16 protein-coding genes and 1 pseudogene are annotated in these 19,302 nt (G+C 70.0%); 7 read left to right on the top strand and 10 right to left on the bottom strand.

Going from position 1 to position 19,302, the window contains the following annotated elements; translation table 11 throughout:
• The first annotated feature begins 208 nt into the window (after positions 1 to 208).
• The 3 genes and pseudogenes from HMPREF3159_RS14645 (at position 209) to HMPREF3159_RS14635 (ending at position 3,228) form a co-directional block, all read left to right on the top strand.
• Positions 209 to 1,165 (top strand): TIM barrel protein, encoded by a 957-nt coding sequence (locus HMPREF3159_RS14645; RefSeq protein WP_070501856.1) that lies wholly within the window; start codon positions 209 to 211, stop codon positions 1,163 to 1,165.
• Positions 1,166 to 1,178: 13 nt separating this feature from the next.
• A pseudogene (locus HMPREF3159_RS14640) lies at positions 1,179 to 2,060 on the top strand (sugar phosphate isomerase/epimerase family protein).
• The gene (locus tag HMPREF3159_RS14635; RefSeq protein WP_070501853.1) at positions 2,053 to 3,228 is read left to right on the top strand and encodes a Gfo/Idh/MocA family protein; all 1,176 of its coding nucleotides are present in this window, start codon (positions 2,053 to 2,055) and stop codon (positions 3,226 to 3,228) included. The pseudogene HMPREF3159_RS14640 and the gene HMPREF3159_RS14635 overlap by 8 nt, the downstream one beginning before the upstream one ends.
• 191 nt (positions 3,229 to 3,419) lie before the next feature.
• On the opposite strand, the gene HMPREF3159_RS14630 is transcribed toward HMPREF3159_RS14635, so the two are convergent.
• The 10 genes from HMPREF3159_RS14630 to HMPREF3159_RS14585 all read right to left on the bottom strand — a co-directional run bounded on the left by HMPREF3159_RS14630 (position 3,420) and on the right by HMPREF3159_RS14585 (position 15,429).
• The gene (locus tag HMPREF3159_RS14630; RefSeq protein ID WP_070501852.1) at positions 3,420 to 4,709 is read right to left on the bottom strand and encodes an alpha-L-fucosidase; all 1,290 of its coding nucleotides are present in this window, start codon (positions 4,707 to 4,709) and stop codon (positions 3,420 to 3,422) included.
• A 96-nt stretch (positions 4,710 to 4,805) separates the two neighbouring features.
• Positions 4,806 to 5,735 carry an amidohydrolase family protein gene (locus HMPREF3159_RS14625; protein WP_070501851.1) on the bottom strand — a complete coding sequence of 310 codons (930 nt, stop codon included), beginning with the start codon at positions 5,733 to 5,735 and terminating at the stop codon, positions 4,806 to 4,808.
• Positions 5,732 to 7,087, bottom strand: a complete 1,356-nt coding sequence (locus HMPREF3159_RS14620; RefSeq protein WP_070501850.1) for an MFS transporter — start codon at positions 7,085 to 7,087, stop codon at positions 5,732 to 5,734. The genes HMPREF3159_RS14625 and HMPREF3159_RS14620 overlap by 4 nt, the downstream gene beginning before the upstream one ends.
• A 306-nt stretch (positions 7,088 to 7,393) precedes the next feature.
• Complete coding sequence (locus HMPREF3159_RS14615; protein WP_070501849.1) at positions 7,394 to 8,752, bottom strand: four-carbon acid sugar kinase family protein; 1,359 nt, start codon at positions 8,750 to 8,752, stop codon at positions 7,394 to 7,396.
• 91 nt (positions 8,753 to 8,843) lie between these two features.
• Positions 8,844 to 9,815, bottom strand: a complete 972-nt coding sequence (locus HMPREF3159_RS14610; protein WP_070501848.1) for a 3-hydroxyacyl-CoA dehydrogenase family protein — start codon at positions 9,813 to 9,815, stop codon at positions 8,844 to 8,846.
• Positions 9,816 to 10,001: 186 nt separating this feature from the next.
• On the bottom strand, positions 10,002 to 10,931 hold the full coding sequence (locus HMPREF3159_RS14605) for a sugar phosphate isomerase/epimerase family protein (protein WP_070501847.1): 930 nt from the start codon (positions 10,929 to 10,931) through the stop codon (positions 10,002 to 10,004).
• An 84-nt stretch (positions 10,932 to 11,015) separates the two neighbouring features.
• Positions 11,016 to 12,527, bottom strand: a complete 1,512-nt coding sequence (locus HMPREF3159_RS14600; protein WP_070501846.1) for a tripartite tricarboxylate transporter permease — start codon at positions 12,525 to 12,527, stop codon at positions 11,016 to 11,018.
• 10 nt (positions 12,528 to 12,537) lie between these two features.
• The gene (locus HMPREF3159_RS14595; protein WP_070501845.1) at positions 12,538 to 13,176 is read right to left on the bottom strand and encodes a tripartite tricarboxylate transporter TctB family protein; all 639 of its coding nucleotides are present in this window, start codon (positions 13,174 to 13,176) and stop codon (positions 12,538 to 12,540) included.
• Positions 13,177 to 13,187: 11 nt separating this feature from the next.
• A complete protein-coding gene (locus HMPREF3159_RS14590; protein ID WP_070501844.1) occupies positions 13,188 to 14,162 on the bottom strand; it encodes a tripartite tricarboxylate transporter substrate binding protein in 975 nt (324 codons plus the stop codon).
• Between the two features lie 268 nt (positions 14,163 to 14,430).
• Positions 14,431 to 15,429 carry a 4-hydroxythreonine-4-phosphate dehydrogenase PdxA gene (locus tag HMPREF3159_RS14585; RefSeq protein ID WP_083305975.1) on the bottom strand — a complete coding sequence of 333 codons (999 nt, stop codon included), beginning with the start codon at positions 15,427 to 15,429 and terminating at the stop codon, positions 14,431 to 14,433.
• Positions 15,430 to 15,513: 84 nt separating this feature from the next.
• On the opposite strand from HMPREF3159_RS14585, the gene HMPREF3159_RS14580 reads away from it, so the two are divergent.
• From HMPREF3159_RS14580 to HMPREF3159_RS14565, 4 genes are all read left to right on the top strand, one after another.
• On the top strand, positions 15,514 to 16,377 hold the full coding sequence (locus HMPREF3159_RS14580; RefSeq protein WP_371441714.1) for a FadR/GntR family transcriptional regulator: 864 nt from the start codon (positions 15,514 to 15,516) through the stop codon (positions 16,375 to 16,377).
• 386 nt (positions 16,378 to 16,763) lie between these two features.
• Positions 16,764 to 17,606: a sugar phosphate isomerase/epimerase family protein gene (locus tag HMPREF3159_RS14575; protein WP_070501841.1), complete on the top strand. Its 843-nt coding sequence runs from the start codon at positions 16,764 to 16,766 to the stop codon at positions 17,604 to 17,606.
• A 169-nt stretch (positions 17,607 to 17,775) separates the two neighbouring features.
• The gene (locus tag HMPREF3159_RS14570; RefSeq protein ID WP_083305974.1) at positions 17,776 to 18,678 is read left to right on the top strand and encodes a phosphogluconate dehydrogenase C-terminal domain-containing protein; all 903 of its coding nucleotides are present in this window, start codon (positions 17,776 to 17,778) and stop codon (positions 18,676 to 18,678) included.
• A gap of 63 nt (positions 18,679 to 18,741) precedes the next feature.
• Positions 18,742 to 19,302 (top strand): GntT/GntP/DsdX family permease (locus HMPREF3159_RS14565; protein WP_246821648.1); only part of this gene is annotated, 561 nt, incomplete at its 3' end.

The following is a 19,302-nucleotide window of genomic DNA, read 5'->3' as shown; positions in this document are numbered from 1 at the left end:
CGTCGGCCGCCCGGCCCGTCGGCCGCCCGGCCCGTCCGGTCGGCCGCCCTGGTTCCCGGCCCCGCAGGTTTTGCGTCCGCTACGACTCATGGCAGCACCCGCATGAGTCGTAGCGACAGCAAAACCTGATCAGCAGCCGCGCAGCCGCCGGTTCCACGGCCGGCACCCCCGGTCCCACGCCCCGCATGACCTCCGAAGGAGCAGAGTCTTGACCACTACCTCGCCCTCCCCCAGCCCCGGCGACAAGTCGCGCAATCCCGAAGCGCCCTACGACAAGCTCACGATCGGCGTGTGCCCCGACCAGTGGGGCGTGTGGTTCCCCGAGGACGAGAAGCAGATCCCGTGGCGCACCGCGCTCGGCGAGATGGCCGAGGCCGGCTTCTCCGTGATGGAGACCGGGCCGTGGGGCTACTTCCCGAAGGACGCGAAGGAGCTGAAGTCCGTGATGGACGAGCACGGCTTCCGCATCGTGGCCGGGACCGGCTGGGGCATCCTGCACAAGGAGGATGCCTGGCCGGAGACGGAGAGGACCTTCCGCGCGATCGCCGAGACACACGCCGCCGTCGGCGCGGAGTACATGGTGCACCTGCCGCCGATGTACCGCGACGAGAAGACCTGGGAGTTCACCGACGACCGGGAGCTGACCGGCGAGGCGTGGCGGCGCTACGTCGAGAACGCTAACGAGCTGGGCCGCATCATGAAGCAGGACTACGGCCTCACGATGGTGCTCCACCCCCACGGCGACTCCCACATCGAGACCCCCGAGGAGATCGCCCGCGTCTTCGAGGCGACCGACCCGGAGCTGGTCAGCTTCTGCCTGGACACCGGCCACATCGTCTACGGCGGCGGCGACCCGATCTCGATGATCGACGAGTACCCCGAGCGGATCGGCTACGTGCACATCAAGGCCTTCGACCCGGACATCACCCGCGAGGCGCACGAGAAGGACTGGCCCTTCGGCGAGGCCGTCGCCAAGGGCGCCTCGGTGAAGCCGCCGGCGGGCCTGCCGGACATGAAGGACCTGGTCCAGAAGCTGGTCACCCTCGACAAGGAGCTGTACGTGATCTGCGAGCAGGACCTCTACCCCTGCGATCCGTCGCTCCCGCTGCCCAACGCCATCGCTACCCGTGAGTTCCTGGCCGAGTGCGGCCTGGGCGTGAAGTGAGAGGAGGCCTCCCATGGTGAAGATCCTGCTGGACCCGTCCATGTACCATCCGCACCTCAGCGTCGCGCAGGAGCTCGCGAAGGCCGCCGAGCTCGGCTTCGAGTACCTCGAGCTCTCGCCCCGCGCCGACTTCCACGAGTGGCACCACTACCCCAAGGTGGACCGCCACCAGATCGCCGAGGTGAAGCAGGCGATGAAGGACACCGGGGTGAAGATCTGGACCTTCAACCCCGTCTTCGACTGGGCGAGCCCCGACGAGCAGGAGCGCCAGGCGCAGGTGCGCAACTGGAAGCGGCTGCTCGAGATCGCCGACGCCCTCGAGGTGCCGCTGATCGCGACCGAGTTCTCCGGCGACCCGAACCGTCCCCGGCAGAGCGAGGGCCAGTTCTACAGGTCGATGGAATAGCTGATCCCCGTCTTCGAGAAGTACGGCCTGGAGTGCACGATCGAGGCGCACCCCTACGACTTCGTCGAGGAGAACGACCGGGCCGTGCAGATCATCCGCGGCGTGGACCGGGACTGGCTGAACTACGAGTTCTGCTTCCCGCACGCCTACCACCTGGGCCAGGGCGCGCGGGATCCGCGCGAGATGATGGACTACGCCGGTGACCGGCTGAAGCACCTGCACATCGCGGACGTCTTCGACCACACCGCGAACGTCGGCAACCGCTACATCATGAACCCGCCCGGGGTCGACGCCCGCATCCACCAGCACAACGAGATCGGCAACGGCGAGATCGACTGGGACTCCGCCTTCGCCTACCTGCGCGAGCGCGAGTACGACGGGCCCGTGTCCGTGTGCGTGTTCGGCTGGGAGGAGGAGGCCGACGCGATCAACGTGCGGATGCGCGAGCGGATCCAGAAGGAGCTCGGGCAGGGAGGCGCCCATGCGTGAGATCGGCATCGGTGTGGTGAGCCTGGGCTGGATGGGGCGTCTGCACGCCTCGTCCTACCAGCGCCTCCCCTCCCGCTTCCCGGAGCTCGGGATCCGGCCGCGGCTCGTGGTCGCGGCGGACCCGATCGAGGAGAACCAGCAGGCCGCCGTGGAGCAGTTCGGCTTCGAGAAGGCCGTCGCCTCGATCGACGAGGTCCTCGCCGATCCCGACGTCGACGCGATCTCGATCTGCTCCCCGAACTTCCTCCACCGCGACTTCGCGGTGAAGGCGGCCGCGGCGGGCAAGCCCTTCTGGATCGAGAAGCCGATGGGCGTCTCCGCCGAGCAGTCCCGCGAGATCCGCGACGCCGCGGCCGCGGCCCGGGGCGGCGCCGGCATCGCGACCGCGGTGGGCTTCAACTACCGCCATGCCCCCGCGATCGCGCACCTGCGCGAGCTGGTCCGCGGCGGGCGGCTGGGGCGGATCACGAACGTGCGCTGCTGGCTGATCGCCGACTACGCCTCCTCCCCCGAGGGGCCTCTGACCTGGCGCTACGATCGCGCCAAGGGTGGCAGCGGTGTGATAGGCGACCTGCTCTCGCACGGCGCGGACCTGGTCCAGCACGTCACCGGGCAGCGGATCGCCGAGGTCTCCGCGACCACCGACATCTTCGTCCGCGACCGGCCGGTCCCGACGAAGCTCGGCGTGGGCCACGCCGGCTTCGAGGTGGGCGAGGAGCGCGGGGAGGTCGAGAACGAGGACTGGGTCGCGGCGCTCGCCCGGCTCGACGGCGGGGCGCACGCGACGCTGGAGTCCTCCCGCGTCGCCCGCGGCCATCGCAGCGACTACGCGCTGGAGGTGTTCGGCACCGAGGGCTCGGCTCGCTGGTCCTTCACCCGCATGAACGAGTTCGAGGTGATGATCGGCGAGGGCGGCACCGAGCACGGCTACACCACCGTGCTCGCCGGCCCCGGCCACGGGGATTACGCCCGCTTCCAGCCCGGCCCCGGCATCCCGATGAGCTTCGACGACCTCAAGACCATCGAGGGCGCCGCCTTCCTCTCCGACGTCGTGGACGGCACGCACCGTGCCCCGAGCGCCGAGGACGGGCTCAGCGCCGCCGAGATCTGCGAGGCGATCGTGCGCTCGGCCGCCTCCCGCAGCTGGGAGGACGTCGTCCAGGACTGACGGCGCCAGGGCGATGACTCCCGCCCACGTCGGCACCGTTCTCGCTGCAGCGCACAATTCTGCGTCCCCTGCGTGATCTCACCGCCCTGTGCGAGCTGAGGTCACGCGGGGGACGCCGAATCGTGCACGCCCGAAGAGGTGAGCGGCGTCAGCCCGTTCGGCGCAGGCGCGCCGTCGACGTTCCGGTCGCCTCAGCCCGCCCGTGCCGCCGAGATCGCGACCGGTGCCGCGTCCTCACCGGCGAGGGTCACCTCGACCCCGCCCGTCGGCCAGTCGAAGCCCCCCGGCAGCGCGGAGGGGTCGAGCCGCACCGCACCGGCCGGGCCGCTGAGGAAGACGTGGCACATCCCGTCCTTCTCGACCGCCCGCGCCCAGTCGATGCCGTCGAGCGCCAGCTCGCCGAGGCCGCGGGAGCCGGCCAGGTGCGCCTTGTGCTCGGCCATGAACTCGCCGAGCGACTCGAGCGCCGCGACCTGCAGCTCGTGGAGGGAGCCGTCGGCGCGGGGGCCGACGTTCAACAGCACCCGTCCGCCTTTGGAGACCGCGTCGACGACGTGGCGCACGGCCTGCGCGCCGGACATGTACTGGGAGGCGTCCTCGACCTGGTTGTAGCCGAAGGACAGGCCCACGCCGCGGCAGTTCTCCCACGGCTGGCCGTCGGGGATCTGGCCGGCCTGGTACTCGGTGGTCACGAAGTCCTGGTGCGCGCCGACGAAGCGGTCGTTGATCAGGCCCTCGGGGCGGGCGGTGTAGACGTGCTCGAGCAGCTCGCCGAGCCCGCCCTCCTCGAAGTGGAAGTTCTCGTCGGGCCAGCCGATGTCGTTCCACAAGACGTCGGGTGAGTAGCGGTCGATGAGGTCGCGGACGTGGGAGGCGCAGTACTTCCCGTACTCGTCATCCCGCGGACGCTTCAGGTCGTGCACGTCCTCACCGCTGACCAGCGGCTCCGTCGGCCGCACATGCCAGTCCAGACCGCCGGAGTAGTACACGCCGAAGCGCATCCCCGCCGCGGTCACCGCGGTCGCGATCTCGCCGACGAGGTCCCGCTGCGGGCCACGGCGGACGGTGTTGCGGTCCCCGGTGCCGGGGGCGTCCCACAGGGTCACGCCGTCGTGGTGCTTGGTGGTGGGCACGACGTAGTCCGCGCCCGCGCGGCGGAACAGGTCGGCCCAGGCGGCGGGGTCGAAGTCGGAGGCGTCCCACTGGTCCAGGAAATCGTCGTAGGGCGCGTCGCCGTGGACCTCCCGGTGGTGCTCGGCCGCCGGGGAGCCCTCGATGCGGATCGTGTTGAAGTACCACTCGGCGTAGGGGTTGTGGGCGAACCAACCGAGGTCGTCGGGGACCGCGCCGAGCTCTGCGGTGGGCTCGGCCCAGGCGGGCACGAAGTACGGTCCCCAGTGGATGAAGATGCCGAGCGGCGCCTCGCGGAACCAGTCGGGCAGTCGCTGCGGGAGGGAATCCCAGGTCGAGGGGTCGCTCATGACGGTGGGGCTCTCCTTCGGGTAGGTGCGCCGACTGCACGACGACCGTCGGCATCGGCGCTCGTCGGACGCCTCAAGCCTCCCAGACCCCCGGCCTCAGCCTCCGAGCAGTTGCTCCGGGAGCCGGTACACGCGCTGCGCCGTTCCGGCGAAGAGCTGCCGCTGCTCCTCCACGCTCAGGTCCGAGACGATCTGACGGAACCCGTGCCAGATCTCCGCATAGGTCGCGGTGAGCCCATCGACCGGGAAGTTCGACGCGAACATGACGCGGTCGGGGCCGAACGCCTCGATGAGTCGCCGCACGATCGGGCCGTTGTTCTCCGCGGTCCATGGCACCCCGGGCAGCCCGATGCCGCTCGCCTTCATCGAGACGTGAGGGAACCTGGCCACATGCTCCAGCGCCTGCGACCAGGCCTCCAGCGCGTCCGGCGAGCGATCCGAGGGCAGTGCGGCATGGTTGATGATCACGGGGATGCCTGGATGCGCCTCGAGCAGCGGCACCGCCTCGTGGAGGTGCCACCAGGCGACCTGCAGATCGAAGCTCAGTCCGTGCTGGGCGAGCTGTGCGTACCCCCGCTGCCAGCCCGGATCGCACAGGAGACTCGGGGATGCTGCCGCCTCCGTCGGCCCCGTAGCCTGCCCGGGCTTGTTCCGCACCCCTCTCACCAGCAGGATCTCGGCAAGCGCTTCGAGAGTTCTGCCGACGTCAGGGTCCCGCAGCACGGCGTGGGCGACGGCCGCATCGGGCAGACCATGCTCATCTGCGATCGACGCGATGTACTGCATCTCCCCGACGGGGTCCTCGACCTCCCACTCCGTCTCCATCGTCACCGTGCCGACGAGATCGATGCCGGCCTCGGCGGCATCCTTGCGGATGTCATCGGGCAGATAGTCGCGCTTGATCGACTCGTAGGGCCCGTAGCGGAAGCCGATGTCCACGCCGGGACGGAGCCACGGCTGCCGCCCGAGGCGCGGCTGCCAGAAGTGGTGGTGCGCGTCGATGACCGGACCGTCGTAGAGGCTCATCGGGCCACCGCCGCGCTCTCACGCCGCGTCGCGAGCGGGCGCGCGAAGTTGATGGTGGCGGAGCCGAGCATGTACAGAGCGGCCGCACCGGCGAGGAAGGCGAAAGCGCCGGTATAGGAGCCGCCCGCCGCCCCGATCGCGTACCCCATGATCACAGGGGCGAGCGCCCCGCCGAGGCTCGAGGCGATGTTCATGACGGAGCCGACGGTGCCGACCTGCTTCGCGGGTGCGAGCCAGGCGGGGATCGCCCAGTAGAGACCGCCGAAGTTGGTGAAGAAGACCGCGAGGGCGAGCATCGCGAGGGAGGCGCCAGCGCTCGGGACGGCGGGGATCAGGAAGACGGTCGCGACCATCGCGAGACCGGAGCCGACCAGGAGCGCCTTCATCACGCGGTTGTAGTTGCCGGACTTCGTGCGTCCCTTGTCGGCGAGCCAGCCCGCGACGAGCTGCCCGACGACGCCCATCCCGAAGACGAAGAAAGTCGCGCCTCCGACGCTGAGCAGGTCGAAGCCCCGCGCATCGGAGAGGTAGGAGGGAGTCCACGAGATGATCCCCCACCACACTGTCGCCCAGCCGAGACGCCCCAGCCACAAGCCCCACCACGAGGTCGATCGGGCGTAGTCCGAGATCCGCGGAAGAGCCGCAGTCTCCTCGGCCGAGCCCTCTCCAGCCGCTTCGACGGCGATGTCGGTCTGGGAGTCCTGGCGGATGTGTTCGAGCTCGGCGCTGTTGACCTTGGGGTGCTGCTCGGGGGTGTCGCGCACGTAGAGGTAGTAGATGATCGCGGCGGCGACGGTCATGAGGCCGGTGATGATGAAGGCCCAGCGCCAGGAGCCGAAGACCCCGATGATCGAGGTGACGATGATGCCGCCGACGGCGCTCCCGAAGGCCCCGGCCATGTCGATGAACGTGGCGCCGCGTGCCCGCTCGCTCGGGGGCATCCAGGCGCTGTTGATCTTCGACCCCGACGGTGCAGTCGGCGCCTCGAAGGCGCCGAGGCCGAGTCGGGCGATGCCGAGGCCGATCCCCGAGGTCAGGAACCCGATCGAGGTCTGCACGAGACCCCAGGTCACACCGGCAGCGCCGACGACCTTGCGTGCGCCGAAGCGGTCGAGCAGCCAGCCGCCGGGGATCTGGAAGATCAGGTAGGTCCAGAAGAACAGCGAGAGGATCCAGCCCTGCATCGCGGGGTCGAGGTCGAGGTCCTCCGACATGTATGGCAGCGCGATCGAGAGCGCCGTGCGGTCGATGTAGTTCAGAAGCACGATCAGCCACAGCACGAAGAAGATGCCGAGGCGGACTCGGGTGGGCCGCAGCGGTGAGCGACCGGGGTTCGGTGCAGGTGCCGACATGAGAAGAGCTCCTTCACTCTGCTCGGGCAGTGGACGGGATCCTCATCGCATCACCGCAGCCACTATTTCCAATAGGATTTCTGCACTCTAGACCGTCGGCTCGGTCTTGTCAGCAGCGGGTCGCAAACTGAGCGCTACGCCAAAGACCTCCGGTCAGCGCCAACTCGTACCCTCGCCTCGGCGTTCACCGCAGGCTCGCCCACGGCGGCAGTTGGACGTCCCGCCTAGTGATACACCTATAGGAACCGCTGCCGTGTCGCCGCGCCGACCGACTCTGCGTCGGAGCGCCCGGCCTGGCGACCGCCGTCAGCGGGCGGCGACGGCGGCGGTGAGCACGTCGATCACGTCGGCGAGCGCCTGCTCGCCGCCGACGTTGCCGGGGAAGACGACGTAGGGCGCGCCCAGGACCTCGTCGGGCGCCTCCTGGGCGGAGAAGAGCGACACCTGACCCGGCCAGAACTGCCCCTCGACGCGGGCGCGGCGGATCCCGAGGCCGTTCTCGGCGACCTCGTGGGAGGTGATCCCGCCCTTGGCGACCACCCAGGCGGGCTTTGCCTCGCGCACCCGACGCACCACCTCGACCACGGCGTCGGAGACGCTGCGGGCGATGGCGAGGGACTCAGTGGGATCGTCGGTGCGCACCAGGTCGCGGCTGGTGAAGACGACGCAGTCGGAGCTGCGGAGGGTCTCCGCCACCTGCGCGGCGACACCCGCGAGGTGCTGCTCGCGGCGCTCGTCGAGCACGGAGGGGACGTGGATCTCGACCTCGGCGAGGGTGCCGCGGCGCTGCACGGCGCGCAGCTGCGTGGTGGTCAGGCCGACGTGGGAGCCGACGACGACCAGGCCGTGGTCGAGCCGCCCCACGGGGATCGTGATCGAGGCGGGGTCGACGACGCGGGCACCCTGCTGCCCGACCAGCGGGCGCACGAAGGAGGGGGCGCAGCGGGTCACGAAGGTGCGGCCCTCCGCCTCGAGAGCGGCCATCGCCTCGGCGACGACCTCGAGATCCTCGTACTCGGTGGCGTTGACGACCACCCAGCGGCGGTCGCGGGCCCCGGAGAGGATCTCCCGCAGCCGGCCTGCGCCGGCGCGGATGTCCTCGAGGGAGAGGGAGAGGACGTCAGCCGCGCGCACCGCTCCGCCGGAGCGCTCCTCGAGGAAGGCGCGCAGGTCGGAGCTGGTGAACCCGAAGGTGGCGTCGCGGGCGAAGTCTGTCTCGGCGACCTCGACGGCCTCCCCGCCGACGGTGGCGTAGTGAACGTCGCCCTCCGTGAAGCGGCCCGCCTCGAGCATCGCGGGGCAGAGCACGAAGGCATCGACGTCGATGCCGCGCGCGGCGAGCTCGTCGGCGATCGCGACCGGTTCGGCGATCACGTGCCCGCGCAGGGTCGAGTCGGAGCGGGAGACGACGTGGAGCCCGGACGCCGGCACTCCCCCGTCGAGCACCCCGGCGAGGACGCGCCGGTTCAGCGCGACCGCCTCCTGCTCGTCGAGCGCGCGCGTGTTCGTCAGGACGAAGCAGGCGCTGCCGGGCTGCTCGAGGACGCCGACGGGGAGCGCCGGATCGAGGTCGAAGGCGACGTCGATCCCGGCGACGCACTGCGAGCCGGTGGGGTCGTCGTCGAGGATCAGCAGGCGACGGTAGGAGGGCGAGGTCGCGGTCACAGGGGCTTTCCGGTAGAGCGGACGTCCCCTCGGGGACGATGACGGGGAGGAGGCTGGAGAGAGGGAGGACTCGCGACGCGGACGAGACGGCTCAGCTCGCCCCCGGGGAGGCCTGCGGCGCGGGGCCGAGCTCGGTGAGGAGCTGGGACATCTTCGCGTAGGCCTTGTTGCGGTAGGCGATCAGCTCCGCGGCGGTCGCCTCGTCGTAGTCGCCGAGGAGGCCCTTTCCGTTCTTGAGGCCCTTGCGGTCCGCGGCGACGGCGTCGGTGAGGATCGTCGGGGTGGCGAGGCGGTCGCCGAAGGCGTCCTCGAAGGTCACGAAGCAGTTCGCGTAGACGTCCAGGCCCGCCTGGTCGGCGATCGCGAAGGGGCCGAAGAAGCCCAGCCGGAAGCCGAAGGTGGTGCGGACGATGGTGTCGACGTCCTCGGCGGTGGCGACGCCCTCCTCGACGATGGAGGTCGCCTCCTTCAGCAGCGCGTACTGGAGGCGGTTCAGGACCATTCCGGGGGTGTCGGCGACCTGGGCGCCTTCGTTCCCCGACTTCTCGAGCAGCTCCTTGACCGCGGCGACGGTCCCGGGCGTCGTGGCCTCTCCCGCGACGAGCTCGACGCCGGGGATGAAGGGGGCGGGGTTGGAGAAGTGGACGGTGAGGAAGCGCTCGGGGTTCTTCACCGCGCTGACCAGCTCCTTGACCGGAATGGTCGAGGTGTTGGTGCCGATGATCGCGTCAGGTCGCGCGTGCTGCGAGATCGTGCCGAGCACGTCGCGCTTGACGTCGAGGCGCTCGAAGACGGCCTCCTCGATGAAGTCGGCGTCGGCGACGGCCTCCTCGAGGCTCTTGCCGGCGGAGATGTTCTTCGCGACGAGGTCCGCGGAGCCGGGCGAGAACTGGCCCTGCTCCTCGAACTCGCGCGCCTCGCGCTGCAGTCGCTCGAGGGACGCGTTCGCGTTCTCGACGCTGACGTCGGCGATGGTGACGTCGAAGCCGGCGATGGCGAGGACCTGGGCGATGCCGCCGCCCATGTATCCGGCGCCGACGATGGTGACGGTCGAGATGGTCATTAGGGGGAACTCCTTCGTCCGGTGGCACCCCGCCGGACGCCGTCGATGTGACCCGTCGTGTCGAGGTGCGCTGATCACGCACCGCACCCCGTCGGGCCCTTGTGATCCTATGGGATCGACGCCCGGGAGCCGAGGAGCGATGGCAGCGACGGCAGCGCCCGTTCCGCCCCACCGCCTGAGGGGAGCTCAGCTCTTCTCGGACAGCGCCGAGGTGAGCACCTGCCGGATGTAGTGCACGTTCTCGGCGATGACGCCGAGGGAGTCCGACCCGTAGTGCTCGCAGCAGAACGGACCGGTGTAGCCGAGCTCGAGCGCTCGGCGGATCCCCTGCCGGTAGTTGATGTAGCCGTACTTCAGCGGCATCGGGGCGGTGGAGTACGCACCGGTGGCCGGGTCCTGGTCCCGGGTGTAGTTCTTGATGTGCCAGAAGTTGGCGTGGGGGAGCACCTTCTCGAGGATGTCCGTCCACGGCTCGACCTCGCGGTGCAGGCGCACGAGGTTGCCGATGTCGGGGTTCAGCCCGACGGCCTCGTGGTCGACGTCCGTCACGAAGGAGACGGCGTCGTCGGCGGTGCCCACGAAGGTGTCCTCGTACATCTCGAGGCTGAGCTGCACGCCCTGGGCGCGGGCCGCGTCGCCGAGCACCCGGACCCGCTCGATCGCGAGGTCCCGGCGAGCCGGGTCGTCGACGTGTCCGTCGGCGAGCCAGAACCAGGTCGCCTTTTGCTGCACGGGGGTCAGAGCCTGCATGAACCCTGTGTTCACCACGGTCACGCCGAAGCTCGGCGCGATCTCCAGATAACGGTGCGCATCGCGCAGGTTCTGCTCGCCGTTGTCCGCGTCGACGACGGAGTTGCGGGTCATCGAGATCGAGGAGAGCGTCAGTCCCTCGCCGTCCAGGACGCGGCGGAACTCCTCGAGGCGGTCCTCGCTGAGCGAGGCGAGCGGGAGCCAGGCGTCGGTGGGATCGACCTGGTCGACGCCGAGCTCCTTCACCTGTCGCAGGTGGGAGGCCCAGACGGTCGAGGGTGCGTCCTTCAGCGGGGTCCCGTCGGAGGCGGTGCTGCCGAAGGAGAGCATATTGGCCCCGATCGGCCAGGTCTCAGCGGTGTACATGGAGGTCCTTCCGGAATCTGTGCAGGACCGGTTGATCCTGGTGGTGTTGCGGGGAAGTGGTGCCGGCGTAGACGCCGGCGGGGCTCAGGCGTCGACGCTCGCCTTCTGCGTCTGCACCCTCTGGCGGCGGCCCTGGATCGCGGTCCACAGCGGCGGGACGACGAAGGCGAGGATCGCCACGACCATGAAGAACGCCGACAGCGGGCGCTCGAACACGATCAGCAGGTTGCCGTGACCCATGGACGAGGTCTGCACCAAGGTGCGCTCCAGCATCGGGCCGAGCACCAGGCCCAGCACGAGCGGCGCCGCCGGGAAGTCGTACTTCTTCATGAAGAAGCCGAGCACACCGGCGAAGAACACGACCCACACGGCGAACAGGCTGTTGCCGACGGCGTAGGCGCCCACGAGGCTCAGCACGATGATGATCGGGTACAGGTAGCTGTACGGGACGCGGAGCACCTGGGCGAAGACGGGGGCGAGCGGCAGGTTCAGGACCAGCAGCAGCAGGTTCCCGAAGAAGAACGAGACCAGCAGGCCCCAGACCAGGTCGGGCTGCTGCTCGAAAAGCATCGGCCCGGGCTGCAGACCGAAGATCACGAAGGCGCCGAGGAGAATAGCGGTGGTGCCGGAGCCGGGGATGCCGAGCGCCAGGGTGGGGATGAAGCTCGCGTTCGCGGCGGCGTTGTTCGAGGCTTCGGGGGCGGCCACGCCCTCGACGGTGCCGGTCCCGAGCTCCTTGCGGTGCTTGCCCACGCGGCCCTCGAGGCCGTAGGACATGAACGAGGCGAGGGTGGCTCCCGCACCGGGGAGCACGCCGAGCGCGGTGCCGAGGAAGGTGCCGCGCAGGGCGGGACCCGGGATGCGCTTGGCCTCGTCCTTCTTCAGCAGCAGGTCGCGGAACCCGGCGCGGATCGGCTTCTCGCCGCCGCGCTGGATCTGGTGGAGCACCTCGCCGAGGGCGAAGATGCCGATCATCACCGCTACGAACTCGAGTCCGCTGAGCAGCTCGACGCTGCCGAAGGTGAAGCGGGCGGTGGTGAACCCGGAGGCGATGCCGATCATCGACAGCAACAGGCCGACGGCGGCCATGATGATGCCGCGCAGCATGTTCTCGCCGGCGAAGGTCACGATCGTGGCCATGCCGAGCAGGATGATCGCGAGGGTCTCCGGCGGTCCGAAGTTCAACGCCCAGGACGCGATGGGGGCGGCGATCGCGAGCATCACGATCAGCGAGATGATCGCCGCGATGAACGAGGCGATCGCGGAGATCGCGAGAGCCGCACCGGCGCGTCCCTTGCGCGCCATCTGGTAGCCGTCGAGCGTCAGCACCACGGAGGAGGAGTCGCCTGGCGTAGAGATCAGGATCGAGCTGGTGGAGGCGCCGTACTGGCTGCCGTAGTAGATCCCGGCCAGCATGATCAGCGCGGTCACGGGCTCCATGGTGAGGGTCACCGGCAACAGGATCGCGACACCGGTGGCGGAGCCCAGTCCGGGCATCATACCGATCACGGTGCCCAGGACCACGCCGATCGCGCACCACAAGAGGTTCTCGGGGCTGACCGCGGCCTCGAGCCCCAGCATCAGATTGTCGATCATCGGGAGTTCCTCACAGGATGCCGAGCATGCCCTGAGGCAGCGGCACCCCGAGCATGACGGCGAAGATCAGATAGGCGGCCGCGAGCACGGCGAGGGACGTCAGCAGGGACGGGACCAGCGGCTTCTTCTCGATCAGGAAGACGATGACGAACATCATCAGCGCGAGGGAGAGCAGCATCCCGAGCACCTGGGTGAGCAGCACGGCGCCGAGGATGATCGCGAAGACCAGCGGCACCGTGCGGTTGCGCTGCTTGGCGGTGCGGCCGAAGACGTCCCGCTCCTCGTCGGCGTCCTGCGCACCGCTCCCCTGCCCGTCGGCGTCCTGTCCGTGCTCCGACCTGGCCGCCGCCTGCGCGGCCGCGGCCTCGGCGGAGAGCTCCTCAGCCACTCCGCCGAGGCCGGCGGTCGAGCCGTCCTTCGGCGCCAGGAAGAGCCGACCGATCTCGGCGAGCGAGGCGACGAGGATGAACGCGCCGGTCAGCACGGGCATGAAGCCAGGCCCGATCTGGCCGTTGTCCCCGATGAGCCCGTACCCGAGCCCCATCAGCACCGCGACGAGGCCCACCAGCGCGAGGATCCCCGTGCCGACGAGGTCGCTCGTCTTCGGCATCGAACGGGCTCGCGGCGTCTCGATCGTCGAATCGGTCATGGCACTCCCCGTCAGTTCCCGAGCACGGACTCGACGTCGGCGGCGTACTGGTGGAGGTACTCCACGAAGTCGTCGCCGTAGGCCGTGACCGGCTGCAGCATGTTGGACTCGATGAACTCCTTGTACGCGTCGCTCTGCTCGTACTCCTTGGCCTTCGCGATCCAATACTCCTTGGCGGCGTCGTCGATGCCGCCGGGCGCGATGAAGCCGCGCCACTGGGCGAAGGTGACCTCTACGCCCTCCTCGGAGCCCGTGGGTATGTCGGCGAGCAGGTCGTACTCGTAGCGCTCCGGGGCCAGGGCGCACAGGGCGCGGATGTCGCCGGACTCGAGCTGGCCGGTGAGCTCACCGGGGCTCGAGGCGGCGACCTGGACGTGGCCGCCCATGAGTGCCGCGAGCACCTCGGAGCTGGACTCGAAAGTGACGCGCTCCAGGGCGATCCCCTGCTCCTGCTCGATGAGGCTCCAGGCGATGTGGTCCGGTCCGGTCGCGCCGGAGACGGCGGCGTTGAGCTGCTTGGTCTTCGCGGCCTCGATGACGTCGGTGATCGACTGGAAGGGCGAGTCCGCGGCGACGACGACGAGGTTGTAGTCCTCCCCGGCCTTCATGATCGGGGTGAAGGACTCGTAGGTGAAGTCGACGTCCTGCACGATCGGAAGGGTGATCAGCGCGGTCTCGCTCGCGAGCAGCATGGAGCCGTCCCCCTCCGCGTTGGTGAGCCCGGAGTAGCCGACCGCGCCGGAGCCGCCCACGCGGTTCTCCACGGTGATGGTCGCGCCGGTGACCTCCTCGAGGCCTGCGGCGATCGCCCGACCGGCGATGTCGGAGCCGCCGCCGGCGGAGAACGGGACGATCATCGTCACGCGGTTGCCGGGGTCGAACTCCCCGTCGGCCGAGCTGCCTCCGCCGGAGCCCCCGGAGCAGGCGGAGAGTGCAAGGCCGACGGTGCCGATGGCGCCTGCGGTGAGTACGGAACGTCGCTTCATGATCAGATCTCCTCGTTGAGACGGGCGGCCGACGCGTCGTCGACCGAAGGGTGGCGGTCCGCGGAGCGCCGTTCGGAGACGACGATACCGAAGATCCTATTGGAACTGTGGATTGAGAGGTCTCGTTCGCGCAACGACTGCCGAGCACGACCCGGATGACCTCAGAGCTCTCCGGCCCTCGACCCGGACGTCCGCCCGGGTGCCGACACCCCTGGGGTGCCGGATGCAGGGCGTCCCGACCGGCCCTCCGGAGCGCCCTGCCCTGAGCTCAGGCGGTGCGGGACTCTGCGGTCTGAGCGCCGAGTCCGACGGAGATGTCGAAAGCCCGCTGGCTGGGGCCGAGGTGCGCCACGTTCTTGCCGACGATCTCGTAGGCGGTGCCGTGCGCAGGGGTGGCGATCGGGACGGGAAGGCCGCCCTGAACCGTCACGCCCTTGTCGAAGCCCATGAGCTTCACGGCGATCTGGCCCTGGTCGTGGTACATCGTGACGACGCCGTCGAACTGGCCATCGCGCGCCTTGATGAACAGGGTGTCGCTCGGGAAGGGACCCTTCACGTCGATGCCGTCGACCTCGCGGGCGAGCTCCACACCGGGGGCGATGTGGTCGATCTCCTCGCGGCCGAACTGGCCGTTCTCGCCCGCGTGGGGGTTGAGGGCCGCGACCGCGATGCGGGGCTTCTCGACCCCGGTGCCGAGCACGACCTGGTTCAGCAGCTGGATCGCCTGGCGCACCCGGCCCGCGCTGATGTGCTGGGCGACCTCGGAGATAGGGATGTGCGAGGTGACGCGCGAGGTCGTCAGTCCGGGCACGAAGTTCAGCTCGCTGGTGAAACCGTCGAAGCCGAGCTCCTTGGCGAACCAGCGCAGCTCGTCCTCCTCGTGCATCCCGGCCAGGTGCAGCGAGGTCTTGTTCAGTGGCAGGAACATGATCGAGTCGACCTGCCCGTCCTTGAACATGGCCAGCGCCTTCTCAAGGTCCTCCATCACCCGCGCACCGGCGGCGACCGAGGTCTTCGCGACCTCGACCTCGACGTCTTGGCGGGGCGAGCCGACCAGGTGCACCGCACCGGTGGTGGGGGAATCCGCGACGGGCACGCTCACGCCGGCGGCCGCGCAGGCGCGGTCGAACTCCTCACGGGAGACGAGGGCGAGCACCTGGGCCTTGTCGAGGTTGCCGGGCTCGGCGAGCAGGCGGACGGCGAGTTCGGGGCCGATGCCCGAGAAGTCGCCGAAGGTCATCGCAATGCGGGGGGCGGGGGCGGGCATCATCGTCCTCTTCCGTCGTCGGTCCGTGAGCGGAGGCGTAGACCGGCATGCCGCGTCGCTGCAAACTCACTATCCAATAGGATCGTGGATCATCTTAGGGCCAGCGGCACAGATGTCAAGGGCCTCGGCGTGCACGACGACCGCATCATCCCTCCTCTTGATACCTTCCCAGGCATGCCCGCCTTCTCCGACAGCACCTCCGACGCCCTCGCCGAGGCGCTGTCGGCCGTCCCCGCGGGAACGCCGGTCTCCGGCGTCGCGGGCCGGATGCTCGAGCTGTTCACGGGCGGCGGACTGGAGCCGGGCACCCGCCTCCCCCCGGAGCGCCAGCTCGCCTCCGCCCTCGGCGTCGGCCGCTCGGCCATCCGCGAGGCGCTCGCGGCCCTCGAGATCCTCGGCATCGTCGACGTGCGCCCCGGCTCGGGCACCTACCTGCGCGGCACGGCGAGCGAACTGCTCCCCCAGACCCTCAGCTGGGGCCTGATGATCGGCGAGCGCAGCACCGACCAGCTGATGGAGCTGCGAGCGGGCCTAGAGAGCTTCTGCGCCCGCCTGGCCGCCGAGCGGATCTCCTCCGAGCGGCTCGACGCTCTGCGCGAGTCGATCGAGGGCATGCGCGAGGGCTTCGAGGACCTCGACGCCTTCGTCACCGCGGACGCCGCTTTCCACGCCGTGCTCGGTGCCGCCGCGCAGAACCCGATCGTCACGGACCTGCTCGCCGTGAGCCGGCAGCTTCTGCGCGTCTACAACGATCGCTCCGTGCACGAGGCCGAGGACATGCGCATCGCGCTGGAGGAGCACGCCGCGATCCTCGAGGCGCTCGAGGCGCACGACGGCGACCGCGCGGCCTCCGCGATGATCGCCCACATGGCCACCGCCCGGGCTCGGCTGCTGCGGGTCGCCGAGGACGCCGGGGCGAGGCGCGACGAGGGCGTCGACGCGGGCTGACCCAGCCGCTCGCCCCCTCACCCTGCTGGGCCGTTCTCGAGGCCCATCCCTCCCGAGGTGTCCCTATGGGGGTACGTCCCGTCTGAGCTGCCCGAATGACCGGGTGATTCCGACAACTCGGACGGGGATGGATCGACGCGAGCAGACTCAACACACCCCCACCCGAGACAGACTCAGCACCCCCCCACCCGAGACGCGCGCTCTCGCTCGACCGCGCCTCGGCGCCCCCATGCTCGCAGCGGCGCAACACCTCGCCACCTTCGACACCCCGACGCTCTGAACCGCCCTCCCGCGCCCCCATGGCCAACCGGTTGACCAGTTGCGGTTCTTCCGTCTACGGTGACCACCACACACCTGCCCGACACCAACGACGGAGTCCCCGGACAATGAAGATCGGCATCGGCACCTACTCCCTGTTCTGGGAGTTCGAGAGCCGCAACCCCTCCCCGCTCGACATCCCGGGGATGATCGACCGCGCCGCACAGCTCGGCTGCGAGGTCTTCCAGATCTGCGACGACCCCCGCATCGAGCAGCTCGACACCGCCGGCCTGCACGACCTGCGTGAGCGCGCCGAGCTGCTCGGCGTCGAGCTCGAGCTGGGCACCCGCACCATCGGGCGCGAGCACCTGGGCCGGTACCTCGACATCGCCGAAGCGCTCGGCGCCCGCACGCTGCGCTCGATGATCCAGTCCCAGGAGATCGAGGCCGGCACGGCCGCGGCCGTCGCCGAGCTGCGCGCCCCGCTCCCCCGCCTCGAGGAGGCGGGCATCTCGCTCGCGCTCGAGACCTACGAGCAGGTCCCCACCTCCACCCTGCTCGGCATCGTCGAGGAGCTCGACTCCCCGCACGTGGGGATCTGCCTGGACCCGGCCAACTGCGTCTCGGCGCTCGAGCACCCGAAGGACGTGGTCGAGGCCTGCGCCCCGCGCACCGTGAACCTGCACGTGAAGGACTTCGCCTTCGCGCGCCAGGAGGGCTGGGTGGGCTTCACCTACTCCGGCGCCCCGCTCGGCGAGGGCCTGCTCGACCTCGACCACGAGCTGCGCCACGTCTACTCCGGCGACCGCTCCGCATCGGCCGTCGGCCGCGCACCCTCCGCGATCGTCGAGCACTGGCTGCCCTGGCAGGGCGACCTCGCCACCACCCTCGACACCGAGCGCGCCTGGACCGACCGCACCCTCGCCGCGCTGCGCGCCTGGCGCGAGGCGCACCGCCCCTCCCCCGCCTGACCAGTCGGCCGACGTCGACCCCGTCGGCCCGGCCCGATGAGCACCGGCCCCGCCGGCCCCCACCCCGCGACCCCGTGTCGCACCGCCCCGCGGCCCCACCGCACACCCCCGCGACACCCCTCGCCCCACACGCCGACGAAACCCGTCGCCCCACCAGAAGGAGTCACCGATGACCAGCAGCAAGGAACTGAACCCCCTGTACGGCAAGACCGTGGAGCTCGACCCGTCGATCACCGTCGCCGTCGTCGGCGCGGCCGGGAAGATGGGCACCCGCGTCTCGAACAACCTGAACCTCACCGACGCCCCGATCCTCTACGTCGAGGCGTCCGAGGCGGGCCAGGAGCGCCTGAAGGAGCTCGGCCGCGAGGTCTCCACCCTCGAGGACGCCGCGACCGCGGCCGACGTCGTGATCCTCGCGGTCCCCGACGTGATCCTCGGGAAGATCTCCGAGCAGGTCGTGCCGCTGATGAAGGACGGCTCGGTGCTGCTGACCCTGGACCCGGCCGCCGCCTATGCGGGCCTGCTCGCCGAGCGCGAGGGCGTCCACCAGGCCTGCGCGCACCCCGCCCACCCGTCGGTCTTCCTCGAGCGCACCACTCCCGAGGAGTGGGCCGACACCTTCGGCGGCATCGCCGCGCCGCAGGAGGTCGTCGCCGCCTACGAGGGCGGCGACGAGCAGGTCCGCGCGCGCACCGCCGAGGTGATCCGCGCGATCTACGCCCCCGTCATCGACGTGCACTGGGTGACGATCAAGCAGCTCGCCCAGCTCGAGCCCACCCTGGTGGAGACCACCGGCTGCATGATCGGCCAGTTCCTCAAGGACTCGATGGACCACGCCATCAACGAGGTCGGCATCCCCGAGAAGGCCGTGAAGGCCCTGTTCTACGGCCACATCTTCATCTCGCTCACCAACGCGCTGCGCGGCTCGAACCCCTTCTCCGAGGCGTGCCTGCGCGCGATGGACTACGGCCGCGAGTCCATCATCAAGCCCGACTGGACGAAGGTCTGGGACGACGAGGAGCTCGACAAGGTTCTCGCCCAGATGCTGAGCCTCGACAAGATCGAGCGCTGACCAGCACATCCTCACGCCGGGGCGGTCGCTGACGACCGCCCCGGCCCGTTCCGGAAGGACCTGATGGACCCCCTCCTCCTCGTCGGCATCGCCGCCGGCGCGATCGCGATCCTGCTGTTCACGGTCATCAAGCTCAAGTGGCCGGCCTTCGTCGCCCTGCTCCTCGTCGCGGTGCTGACGGCGCTGGCCGGCGGCATCCCCGTCCAGGACGTCGTCCCCCTGATGATCGAGGGCATGGGCGGCACGCTCGGCAGCGTCGCCCTGCTCGTCGGGCTCGGCGCGATGCTCGGCGGGATCATCGAGCGCACCGGCGGCGCCGAGGTCATCGCCCACGCGGCCGCCGAGGCCCTCGGCGAGAAGCGCCTCGCCCAGGCGCTGCTGATCGCGTCCGGCCTGGTGGCGATCCCGATCTTCTTCGACGTCGCCTTCATCATCCTGGTCCCGATCATCTTCGCCTTCGCGAAGGCGGCCGGGCACCGCGGACCGGTCGCGATCGGCATGCCGATCGCCGTGTTCATGGTGTTCATCCACAACACCGTGCCGCCGCATCCCGGCATCGTCGGCTCCACCACCCTGCTGGGCGAGGACCTGATGGGCCTGGTGCACGTCTCCGAGCTGTCCTGG

It is taken from the genome of Brachybacterium sp. HMSC06H03 (genome assembly GCF_001807385.1).
In the GTDB taxonomy this organism is placed as follows: Bacteria; Actinomycetota; Actinomycetes; order Actinomycetales; family Dermabacteraceae; genus Brachybacterium; species Brachybacterium conglomeratum.
Note: the sequence above shows the minus strand (reverse complement) of the source record. Positions and strands in the feature narration are given on the sequence as shown.

Excerpts from the sequence above, each read along its gene's own strand:
- HMPREF3159_RS14635 (WP_070501853.1), top strand. The coding sequence starts at position 2,053 with ATGCGTGAGATCGGCATCGGTGTGGTGAGCCTGGGCTGGATGGGGCGT.
- HMPREF3159_RS14630 (WP_070501852.1), bottom strand. The coding sequence starts at position 4,709 with ATGAGCGACCCCTCGACCTGGGATTCCCTCCCGCAGCGACTGCCCGAC.
- HMPREF3159_RS14625 (WP_070501851.1), bottom strand. The coding sequence starts at position 5,735 with ATGAGCCTCTACGACGGTCCGGTCATCGACGCGCACCACCACTTCTGG.
- HMPREF3159_RS14620 (WP_070501850.1), bottom strand. The coding sequence starts at position 7,087 with ATGTCGGCACCTGCACCGAACCCCGGTCGCTCACCGCTGCGGCCCACC.
- HMPREF3159_RS14610 (WP_070501848.1), bottom strand. The coding sequence starts at position 9,815 with ATGACCATCTCGACCGTCACCATCGTCGGCGCCGGATACATGGGCGGC.
- HMPREF3159_RS14605 (WP_070501847.1), bottom strand. The coding sequence starts at position 10,931 with ATGTACACCGCTGAGACCTGGCCGATCGGGGCCAATATGCTCTCCTTC.
- HMPREF3159_RS14600 (WP_070501846.1), bottom strand. The coding sequence starts at position 12,527 with ATGATCGACAATCTGATGCTGGGGCTCGAGGCCGCGGTCAGCCCCGAG.
- HMPREF3159_RS14595 (WP_070501845.1), bottom strand. The coding sequence starts at position 13,176 with ATGACCGATTCGACGATCGAGACGCCGCGAGCCCGTTCGATGCCGAAG.
- HMPREF3159_RS14590 (WP_070501844.1), bottom strand. The coding sequence starts at position 14,162 with ATGAAGCGACGTTCCGTACTCACCGCAGGCGCCATCGGCACCGTCGGC.
- HMPREF3159_RS14585 (WP_083305975.1), bottom strand. The coding sequence starts at position 15,429 with ATGCCCGCCCCCGCCCCCCGCATTGCGATGACCTTCGGCGACTTCTCG.
- HMPREF3159_RS14575 (WP_070501841.1), top strand. The coding sequence starts at position 16,764 with ATGAAGATCGGCATCGGCACCTACTCCCTGTTCTGGGAGTTCGAGAGC.
- HMPREF3159_RS14570 (WP_083305974.1), top strand. The coding sequence starts at position 17,776 with ATGACCAGCAGCAAGGAACTGAACCCCCTGTACGGCAAGACCGTGGAG.